Origin of the sequence: Enterobacter sp. DN, assembly GCF_046054285.1 — a bacterium.
Classification (GTDB): domain Bacteria; phylum Pseudomonadota; class Gammaproteobacteria; order Enterobacterales; family Enterobacteriaceae; genus Enterobacter; species Enterobacter hormaechei_C.
On record NZ_JBJJTG010000016.1, the window covers coordinates 17,140 to 26,320 of the forward strand.

A 9,181-nucleotide genomic window follows, 5' to 3' on the forward strand; every position below is an offset into this window, starting at 1 on the left:
CCTTGTGCCAGCTGACGCCTATAAGTTTAACAAATGATTAGCTAATTGCCATTGGGGATAAATAATCGTTATGAAAAATAAAAGGCATGAAAATTAGAAGGTTAATATTTGGGTGCTCTCGTCTGAGCACCCAAATCATTACAGGAAGAACGGGCTTGGCTGGAATAAACGCTCGACGTCGGTAATAAATTTTTTATCGGTCAGGAACATAATAACGTGGTCACCCTGCTCAATACGTAAATTATCATTGGCGATCATGACATCGTTACCTCGCACTACGGCGCCGATAATGGTGCCTGGTGGAAGTTTAATTTCGTCGATCGCGCGACCAACAACGCGCGACGTCGTTTCATCCCCATGAGCGACGGCTTCAATGGCTTCAGCAACACCACGACGAAGAGACGACACGCCGACAATATCCGCTTTACGTACATGGCTTAGCAGGGCAGAAATGGTGGCTTGCTGAGGCGAAATAGCAATATCAATTACGCTACCCTGTACCAGGTCGACATAAGCCTTACGCTGGATAAGCACCATTACTTTTTTCGCCCCCATACGTTTAGCGAGCATGGCGGACATAATATTCGCTTCGTCGTCGTTGGTGACGGCAATAAAAAGATCAACCTGATCGATATGCTCTTCGGCCAGCAATTCCTGATCCGAAGCATCGCCATAAAACACGATAGTATTCTGAAGCTTTTCAGCCAGCTCCGACGCGCGCTGTTGATCTCGTTCGATCAGCTTCACGCTGTAGTCTTTTTCCAGCCGTCTCGCCAGACCTGCGCCAATATTACCGCCGCCAACCAGCATAATACGTTTATACGGTTTTTCGAGACGCTGAAGTTCACTCATCACCGCACGGATATGCTGAGAAGCCGCAATAAAGAAGACTTCATCCCCGGCTTCGACAATGGTGGACCCTTGCGGACGAATAGGTCTGTCGTGACGGAAAATCGCCGCAACACGCGTATCGATATGTGGCATATGCTCGCGCATTGTCGACAGGGCATTACCGATCAGCGGGCCGCCGTAGTACGCCTTCACGACCGCCAGGCTTACTTTTCCTTCCGCAAAGTTCACAACCTGCAACGCGCCCGGGTACTCAATCAGACGATAAATACTGTCGATAACCAGCTGTTCAGGGGCAATAAGATGGTCGATAGGTACTGCTTCGGAATTAAACAGCTTTTCCGCATCCCGGACATAGTCCGGGGAGCGAATGCGGGCGATGCGGTTCGGTGTGTTGAAAAGCGAGTAGGCCACCTGACATGCAACCATGTTGGTTTCATCAGAACTGGTTACTGCAACCAGCATGTCGGCATCGTCCGCGCCCGCCTCCCGAAGCACACGTGGGTGAGAGCCGTGCCCCTGTACAACACGAAGATCAAACTTGTCCTGCAAAACGCGCAGGCGATCGCCATTGGTATCCACAATGGTGATATCGTTGTTTTCGCCCACGAGATTTTCCGCCAGCGTTCCGCCAACTTGCCCTGCGCCCAGAATGATAATTTTCATCTTTCGTGACCTGTTCTCAACATCACTCTTTGATTAGCTTAGCGTAAAAGAAACCATCACCCTCTTCTGCGCCCGGCAGGTTTTGCAGACCCGGGTGCTCAGGTGTTCCCGTATCATGCAGCGTAGCGTCCGGGGTGCGTTTCAGGAAAGCCGCAATTTGCTGACTGTTCTCTTCCGGGAGAACAGAGCAGGTTGCATACACCAGGGTTCCGCCGGGTTTGAGATGCGGCCAGATGGCATCCAGAATTTCGGATTGCAACTGGGCAAGCTCCTTGATATCACGATCGCGACGCAGCCATTTGATATCGGGATGACGACGAATCACGCCAGTTGCTGAGCAAGGGGCGTCCAGCAAAATACGATCGAACCTGGTATCACCACACCAGTCTGCGGGTTTACGTCCATCGCCTTGCTTAACCTGAGCTTTCATACCCAGACGCTTGAGGTTGTCATAGACGCGTGAAAGACGCTGCTCATCAACATCCACGGCCATCACGCTGGCCTGCGGCGCCACTTCCAGAATATGCGTTGTTTTCCCCCCTGGCGCTGCACAGAGATCAAGGATCTGCTCCCCGTCTTTCGGTTCAAGCCAGGTCATGCAGCCCTGAGCGGATGCGTCCTGTACCGTTAGCCAGCCCTCTTCAAAACCGGGTAATGCATGTACCAGTGCAGGGGAGGCTAAACGAACCGCATCAGGATAAGCAGCGTGTGTGAAGCCGCTCATTCCGGCCTCTTCCAGCAGGGCCAGCCATGCGTCGCGGGTATGATGGTTACGATTGACGCGTAACCACATCGGCGGACGTTGGTTATTGGCATCAGCAATGTCTTGCCATTGCTGTGGGTAGGCTTTTTTAAGGCGATTCAGCAGCCATTCAGGGTGCAGGAAGCGCGCTTCGCTTTGCGCAAATTCTGCCAGCAGTTCGTCCTGCTGACGCTGGAACTGACGCAGCACGCCATTAATCAATCCTTTCAGCTGGGGACGTTTAATCGAAACGGCACCCTCCACTGTCTCAGCCAGCGCAGCATGAGGTGGAATGCGGGTATGAAGAAGCTGGTAGAAACCGACCATGATCAAATAATGCACGGTACGCTGCTTGCCGCTCATCGGGCGTGACATCAGCTTATTAATTAACCATTCAAGCTGAGAGAGGGTGCGCAGCACGCCAAAGCACAGCTCCTGAAGCAGTGCTTTGTCTTTATCGGAAACCTTTTGTTGCAGTGGAGGCAGGACATTACTCAGTGACTGGCCCTGCTCGATAACCTGCTCAACGGCCTGAGCCGCCATAGTGCGTAGATTTTGTCTTTTCATAACCGTAAAAATAAAAATGCCCGGAAACACCGGGCCTTAAGAGTAAATTTGTTCAGGCAAGGCGATTGCCAGGGATGAACCATTCACGACGGGAATTTAATAGATCCTGCGCGCTCATTGCCTTTTTACCGGCCGGTTGCAGCGATTCAAGATTCAGGATCCCTTCTCCGGTCGCAACCTGGATACCGTTTTTGCTGGCGTCGATAATCGTACCGGGCTCTGCCGAAGTATTGCCGTTAATAACTGAAGCTTTCCAGACTTTCACTGGCTGCTCATCAATCATCAACCAGCTCATCGGCCATGGATTAAAGGCGCGGATACAGCGTTCGAGTTGAGCTGCTGACAGGGACCAGTCGATCCGGGCTTCTTCTTTACTCAGTTTTTCAGCATAGGTCACCTGTGCCTCATCCTGCACATCAGGTGTCGCTGTATTGTCAGCAAGCTGTTGCAACGTCTCAATCAGCCCCTGCGGACCGAGATCCGCCAGCTTGTCATACAGCGTGGCGCTGGTATCTTCTGCGGTAATGGGACACGCCAGTTTATACAGCATGTCGCCCGTGTCTAAACCTACGTCCATCTTCATGATTGTCACGCCAGTTTCAGCATCGCCTGCCCACAGAGCGCGCTGAATAGGGGCTGCACCACGCCAGCGTGGGAGCAAGGAACCATGAACGTTAACACAGCCCAGGCGGGGCATATCGAGTACCGCTTTCGGCAGAATGAGGCCGTAAGCCACAACTACCATCACGTCAGCGTTCAGGTCTGCCACTAACTGCTGGTTTTCCTGAGGTCGTAATGATGCAGGCTGGAAAAGCGGCAAACCATGCGTTTCTGCCAGCACTTTAACCGGGCCAGGCATCAGTTTTTTACCGCGGCCAGCCGGACGATCCGGCTGAGTAAATACGCCAACAATCTGATGACCAGACGATAGCAGCGCGTCGAGATGACGCGCTGCAAAATCAGGGGTACCCGCGAAGATTATACGTAGTGATGTAGACACGTTATTCCTTGTATCCGGGGGGCGTTAAGCGCGAGAACGCAAACGATCCAGTTTCTCAACTTTCTGACGAATACGCTGTTGCTTCAGCGGTGAGAGGTAATCGATAAACAGCTTACCGACCAGGTGATCCATCTCATGCTGAATACAAATCGCCAGCAGATCGTCGGCTTCCAGCTCAAACGGATTGCCGTCACGATCCAGTGCACGGATTTTAACTTTTTCGGCACGTGGCACCAAAGCGCGCTGTTCAGGGATAGACAGACAGCCTTCCTCAATACCTGTTTCGCCGCTTTTTTCCAGCATCTCAGGGTTGATCAGCACCAGGCGCTCATCACGATTTTCAGAAACGTCGATCACAATAATACGTTTGTGAATGTCTACCTGGGTCGCGGCAAGGCCAATGCCTTCTTCAGCGTACATGGTATCGAACATATCATCGACGATACGCTGAATTTCTGCATTCACTTCTTTAACCGGTTCCGCGACGATGCGAAGGCGCTCGTCAGGAATATGTAACACTTGCAAAACTGCCATAAATTTCCAGAGTCGTGTTCAGGAGTTGATAAGAATATTACTTCTATTCTAGACAAATCCCCGGTCGATTGACAGCATCAGTGACCAATCGCAAAGATTGCTGAGGCTGCTTATGGCAGGGAAAAAGATGACGTCCACAGAGATATGGTTACGGCTTATAAACATCGGGTCGTTATACGGTGACGCGATGCTGGAGATTGCGCAGAGGCTGCTTCGCCAGGCAACCGTCGATGCTGAAGCTGTCAACGCGTCAGGGCTTTTGCCCAAACATGCCGTAAAGTTTTTTTCGTTCAGTGAGAGTGAGCTTGAACGTAGTCTGGAATGGCTGGAACACACCGACAACCACCTTCTCACGGCGGATGATCCTCGCTTCCCGCCATTGCTGCGTTCTATACCTGATTTTCCCGGGGCGCTCTTTGTGCGAGGCTGCGTTGATGTGCTTAATAGCATGCAGCTTGCGGTTGTGGGCAGCCGTGCGCCCTCGTGGTATGGCGAGCGTTGGGGGAAAATGCTGAGTGAACAGCTGTCCCAATGTGGCTTTACGATCACCAGTGGCCTGGCTTGCGGCATCGATGGTGTGGCACATCATGCGGCGTTGTCAGCAAAAGGGCGAAGTGTCGCCGTGCTTGGCAATGGTCTTTTTAGTCTCTATCCGCGTCGTCATCACATTCTGGCTGAGCAACTTATCGCTTCAGAGGGGGCGATAGTGTCTGAGTTTTCACTTTCGACATCGCCCAGACCGGGTAACTTTCCACGGCGTAACCGGATCATCAGTGGGTTAAGCCAGGGCGTGCTGGTGGTCGAAGCTGCGATTCGGAGTGGATCGCTGGTTACCGCAAGGTGCGCACTGGAGCAGGGGCGTGAAGTTTTTGCGCTACCCGGCCCGTTGGGGAACCCTGGCTGCGAAGGCCCTCACTGGCTGATAAAACAGGGGGCGACGCTGGTGACCTGTAAAGAGGATATCCTGGAAAATTTGCAGTATGGATTGCATTGGTTGCAGGATGATCTCCAAAAGCGACATATTTCATCGGATCAGGAGGCAGTAGCATTGCCATTTCCCAAGCTCCTGGCTAACGTAGGAGATGAGGTAACACCTGTTGACGTTGTCGCTGAACGTGCCGGCCAACCTGTGCCAGTAACGGTAGCACAGCTACTCGAACTGGAGTTAGCAGGGTGGATCGCAGCTGTACCCGGCGGCTATGTCCGATTAAGGAGGGCATGCCATGTTCGACGTACTGATGTATTTGTTTGAGACTTACATCCACAACGAAGCAGAAATGCAGGTGGATCAGGACAAATTAACACGGGATCTGACCGACGCAGGTTTTGAGCGGGAAGATATTTATAATGCGTTGATGTGGCTGGATAAGTTGGCTGATTATCAGGACGGCCTCGCCGAACCGATGCAGCTTGCTTCTGACCCATTGTCTGTGCGCATCTATACAGCTGAAGAGTGTGAAAGGCTGGATGCCAGCTGCCGGGGATTCATTTTATTCCTCGAGCAGATTCAGGTGCTAAACCTCGAAACGAGAGAGATGGTGATAGAGCGCGTCATGGCGCTGGATACTGCTGAATTTGAACTGGAAGATCTCAAATGGGTGATCCTGATGGTTCTGTTCAACATCCCAGGCTGTGAAAATGCCTATCAGCAAATGGAAGAATTACTCTTTGAAGTGAATGAAGGTATGCTGCATTAATTCTATGTGCAGCAACAAGAGTTGTTATGGCCAAATCAGCACTCTTCACGGTGCATAAAAACGAGCCCTGCCCACAGTGTGGGGCTGAACTTGTTATTCGGTCCGGGAAACACGGTCCGTTTCTCGGTTGTTCACACTATCCGGAATGTGATTATGTCCGTCCCCTGAAAAGCCAGGCGGACGGACATATCGTCAAAATTCTGGAGGGACAGCTTTGTCCACTCTGTGGCGGCGAACTGGCGCTGCGGCAGGGGCGGTTCGGGATGTTTATCGGATGCAGCCGCTATCCGGAATGTGAACATACGGAACAAATTGATAAACCAGATGAAACGGCAATTGCCTGCCCTCAGTGCCAGCGTGGTCAATTGGTGCAGCGCCGCTCTCGTTATGGCAAGACCTTCCATTCGTGCGATCGCTATCCTGAATGCCAGTTCGTTATCAATTTCAAACCAGTAGCGGGCGTCTGCCCTCATTGCGATTATCCGTTACTTATAGAAAAGAAAACCGCGCAAGGCTTGAAACGCTTTTGCGCCAGTAAACAATGTGGAAAGCCGGTTTCGGCGGATCAAATCAGTGAATAATAACCTGCCATCAGGCTCCATCGCGCAGGCGGTGGAAATCCTGAAAAAAGAAGAAGTCATCGCCTATCCAACAGAAGCCGTTTTCGGGGTCGGGTGCGATCCTGACAGCGAAGTCGCCGTTAACCGTCTGCTGGCGCTAAAACAGCGGCCTGTCGAAAAAGGATTGATTTTGATCGCTGCGAGCTACGAGCAGCTTAAGCCTTATATTGATGATTCCATGCTGACGCCTGCACAGCGGGAAACCATTTTCTCTGCGTGGCCTGGTCCCGTGACGTTTGTTTTCCCTGCACAACCGACAACGCCGCGCTGGTTAACCGGGCGTTTCGATTCACTCGCGGTACGCGTTACCGACCATCCCTTGGTGGTGGAGTTATGCCAGGCATTTGGTAAACCCCTGGTTTCAACTAGCGCCAACCTGACCGGGCTTCCCCCTTGTCGGACAACAGAAGAAGTTCTGGCGCAGTTCGGGAATGATTTCCCTGTAGCCGTGGGTGAAACCGGTGGTCGTCTTAACCCGTCAGAAATTCGCGATGCCTTGACCGGCGAACGTTTTCGCCAGGGATAATGTTATGGAAACCTATGCTGTTTTTGGTAACCCGATCGCCCACAGCAAGTCGCCTCTGATCCATCAGCTGTTTGCAGAGCAATTGCAGATAGATCACCCGTATGGTCGGGTTCTTGCGCCTGTTGATGCATTTATACCGACGCTGAATAGCTTTTTTGATGCGGGTGGTAAAGGTGCGAACGTCACGGTGCCTTTTAAAGAAGAGGCTTTCGGGCGTGCGGATGAGCTGACCGAGCGTGCCTCGCTCGCTGGTGCCGTCAATACCCTTAAGCGGCTTGAAGATGGTCGCCTTCTTGGCGATAACACCGATGGCATAGGTTTACTCAGCGATCTGGAGCGATTGTCGTTTATTAAACCAGGCTTTCGGATCCTGCTGATCGGCGCGGGTGGCGCGTCGCGCGGCGTATTGCTTCCTCTTCTTTCGCTGGATTGTGCGGTGACAATCACCAACCGTACCTTCTCCAGAGCAGAAGAGCTGGCGGCGTTGTTCGCACACACAGGCAGCGTAACTGCGGTAGCACTTGACGATCTCGCGGGCCACGAATTTGATCTTGTGATTAATGCCACCTCAAGCGGTATTAATGGAGAGATCCCGGTGATTCCTGCATCCCTGGTTCATTCCCACATCTACGCCTATGACATGTTTTATCAAAAAGGGAAAACGCCATTCCTGGCCTGGTGCGAACAACAGGGGGTAAAACACGTGGCTGATGGTCTGGGCATGCTGGTGGGGCAGGCGGCTCATGCGGTGCTACTCTGGCATGGCGTGTTACCTGCTGTAGAACCGGTGATCGAAAAGCTGAAACAGGAACTGATGGCATGAATCAGGCGATTCATTTTCCCGACAGAGAAATCTGGGATGAAAATAAGCAAGCGGTTTGTTTCCCGGTGCTGGTGCATGGAATGCAGCTCACCTGTGCGATTAAAGGGGAGACGTTGCATCAGCGCTTTGGTGGTTCAGATCCGTTAGCGGTCTTTTGCGAAAATCGCTGGGATCTGGAAGAGGAAGCCAGCGATTTGATCCGCGATCAGCAGGAAGACGATCAGGGTTGGGTCTGGTTATCCTGATCCAGATAGTCATTCTTCCATTTAACGTAATTGTTCGCTGAGTATTTCAATCCTTCGATCTCCGCCTCTTTTAGGGGGCGGATCTGTTTAACCGGACTGCCTAAATAGAGATAGCCACTTTCCAGACGTTTGTTTTGCGGAACAAGGCTTCCTGCGCCAATCATTACGTCATCTTCTACTATGACGCCATCCAGCAAAATCGATCCCATCCCAACGAGAACCCTGTTACCGATTGTGCAGCCGTGGAGCATCACTTTATGACCGACGGTGACATCTTCCCCAATGATGAGCGGATTGCCCTCAGGGTTATAAGATGACTTATGAGTCACATGCAGCACGCTGCCGTCCTGAATATTGGTGCGTGCACCGATTGCAACGTAGTTAACATCGCCCCGGATCGCGACGAGTGGCCAGATGCTGACATCATCGGCCATGCGAACATCACCAATGACCACGCTGCTGGCATCGATCATCACGCGATCGCCTTTTTGGGGGAACAGATCTTTATAAGGACGTAATACTGCAAACATATCTACCTCGATACAGATGAGCGCTATTAAAGAAGACTTTGATCGTATTCCTGGATCGAGGCAAGGCAAAATGCGTCAATTTTTAAGCGGATCGGGTGGGTTTTCAGCGAAAAGAACGGAAAATCATCAGTTGGAAAAAAAGATCTAAAAAATACTTGTGCTAAAAACTGGGATCCCTATAATGCGCCTCCATCGACACGGCGGATGTGAATCACTTCACAGACAACCCGGTCGGCTGAAGAGAAAAAATCCTGAAAATCAGGGTTGACTCTGAAAGAGGAAAGCGTAATATACGCCACCTCGCGACAGAGCGCTGAAGCGCGTCGCAACTGCTCTTTAACAATTTATCAGACAATCTGTGTGGGCACTCAAAGTGACATGG

The 9,181-nt window shown here is 51.7% G+C and carries 11 protein-coding genes; 6 read left to right on the forward strand and 5 right to left on the reverse strand.

What is annotated here, in order from left to right; translation table 11 throughout:
• Window positions 1-138: 138 nt before the first annotated feature.
• Genes trkA through def form a run of 4 tightly spaced genes read right to left on the reverse strand, consistent with a single transcriptional unit; the run spans window position 139 to window position 4,358 of the window.
• Entirely contained in the window at window positions 139-1,515 is a 1,377-nt protein-coding gene (trkA, locus tag ACJTMZ_RS22130) for a Trk system potassium transporter TrkA (RefSeq protein WP_003863337.1), read from the reverse strand.
• 22 nt (window positions 1,516-1,537) lie between these two features.
• Window positions 1,538-2,824 (reverse strand): 16S rRNA (cytosine(967)-C(5))-methyltransferase RsmB, encoded by a 1,287-nt coding sequence (rsmB, locus tag ACJTMZ_RS22135; protein WP_047364546.1) that lies wholly within the window; start codon window positions 2,822-2,824, stop codon window positions 1,538-1,540.
• A 52-nt stretch (window positions 2,825-2,876) separates the two neighbouring features.
• The gene (gene fmt, locus ACJTMZ_RS22140; RefSeq protein WP_047056502.1) at window positions 2,877-3,824 is read right to left on the reverse strand and encodes a methionyl-tRNA formyltransferase; all 948 of its coding nucleotides are present in this window, start codon (window positions 3,822-3,824) and stop codon (window positions 2,877-2,879) included.
• Window positions 3,825-3,848: 24 nt separating this feature from the next.
• The gene (gene def, locus ACJTMZ_RS22145; RefSeq protein ID WP_015571402.1) at window positions 3,849-4,358 is read right to left on the reverse strand and encodes a peptide deformylase; all 510 of its coding nucleotides are present in this window, start codon (window positions 4,356-4,358) and stop codon (window positions 3,849-3,851) included.
• Between the two features lie 127 nt (window positions 4,359-4,485).
• Between def and dprA the strand changes: the two genes are divergently transcribed.
• The 6 genes from dprA to ACJTMZ_RS22175 are packed head-to-tail and all read left to right on the forward strand — an operon-like array spanning window position 4,486 to window position 8,269.
• Window positions 4,486-5,610 carry a DNA-protecting protein DprA gene (gene dprA, locus ACJTMZ_RS22150; RefSeq protein WP_047364542.1) on the forward strand — a complete coding sequence of 375 codons (1,125 nt, stop codon included), beginning with the start codon at window positions 4,486-4,488 and terminating at the stop codon, window positions 5,608-5,610.
• Window positions 5,582-6,055, forward strand: coding sequence for a DUF494 family protein Smg (smg, locus tag ACJTMZ_RS22155; RefSeq protein WP_000460665.1), 474 nt, complete (start codon window positions 5,582-5,584; stop codon window positions 6,053-6,055). The genes dprA and smg overlap by 29 nt, the downstream gene beginning before the upstream one ends.
• A gap of 26 nt (window positions 6,056-6,081) precedes the next feature.
• Window positions 6,082-6,636, forward strand: a complete 555-nt coding sequence (locus tag ACJTMZ_RS22160; RefSeq protein ID WP_017383725.1) for a type I DNA topoisomerase — start codon at window positions 6,082-6,084, stop codon at window positions 6,634-6,636.
• A complete protein-coding gene (tsaC, locus tag ACJTMZ_RS22165; RefSeq protein ID WP_047364544.1) occupies window positions 6,629-7,201 on the forward strand; it encodes an L-threonylcarbamoyladenylate synthase type 1 TsaC in 573 nt (190 codons plus the stop codon). Before ACJTMZ_RS22160 ends, tsaC begins: the two co-directional genes overlap by 8 nt.
• A 4-nt stretch (window positions 7,202-7,205) precedes the next feature.
• Window positions 7,206-8,024 (forward strand): shikimate dehydrogenase, encoded by an 819-nt coding sequence (aroE, locus tag ACJTMZ_RS22170; RefSeq protein WP_252011183.1) that lies wholly within the window; start codon window positions 7,206-7,208, stop codon window positions 8,022-8,024.
• A complete protein-coding gene (locus ACJTMZ_RS22175; protein WP_015571398.1) occupies window positions 8,021-8,269 on the forward strand; it encodes a DUF1488 domain-containing protein in 249 nt (82 codons plus the stop codon). Before aroE ends, ACJTMZ_RS22175 begins: the two co-directional genes overlap by 4 nt.
• Here ACJTMZ_RS22175 and ACJTMZ_RS22180 read toward each other — a convergent pair.
• Complete coding sequence (locus ACJTMZ_RS22180; RefSeq protein WP_003863357.1) at window positions 8,245-8,799, reverse strand: gamma carbonic anhydrase family protein; 555 nt, start codon at window positions 8,797-8,799, stop codon at window positions 8,245-8,247. The genes ACJTMZ_RS22175 and ACJTMZ_RS22180 overlap by 25 nt on opposite strands.
• Between the last annotated feature and the right edge of the window lie 382 nt (window positions 8,800-9,181).

Excerpts from the sequence above, each read along its gene's own strand:
- smg (WP_000460665.1), top strand. The coding sequence starts at position 5,582 with ATGTTCGACGTACTGATGTATTTGTTTGAGACTTACATCCACAACGAA.
- ACJTMZ_RS22160 (WP_017383725.1), top strand. The coding sequence starts at position 6,082 with ATGGCCAAATCAGCACTCTTCACGGTGCATAAAAACGAGCCCTGCCCA.
- def (WP_015571402.1), bottom strand. The coding sequence starts at position 4,358 with ATGGCAGTTTTGCAAGTGTTACATATTCCTGACGAGCGCCTTCGCATC.
- trkA (WP_003863337.1), bottom strand. The coding sequence starts at position 1,515 with ATGAAAATTATCATTCTGGGCGCAGGGCAAGTTGGCGGAACGCTGGCG.
- dprA (WP_047364542.1), top strand. The coding sequence starts at position 4,486 with ATGACGTCCACAGAGATATGGTTACGGCTTATAAACATCGGGTCGTTA.
- ACJTMZ_RS22175 (WP_015571398.1), top strand. The coding sequence starts at position 8,021 with ATGAATCAGGCGATTCATTTTCCCGACAGAGAAATCTGGGATGAAAAT.
- ACJTMZ_RS22180 (WP_003863357.1), bottom strand. The coding sequence starts at position 8,799 with ATGTTTGCAGTATTACGTCCTTATAAAGATCTGTTCCCCCAAAAAGGC.
- aroE (WP_252011183.1), top strand. The coding sequence starts at position 7,206 with ATGGAAACCTATGCTGTTTTTGGTAACCCGATCGCCCACAGCAAGTCG.
- rsmB (WP_047364546.1), bottom strand. The coding sequence starts at position 2,824 with ATGAAAAGACAAAATCTACGCACTATGGCGGCTCAGGCCGTTGAGCAG.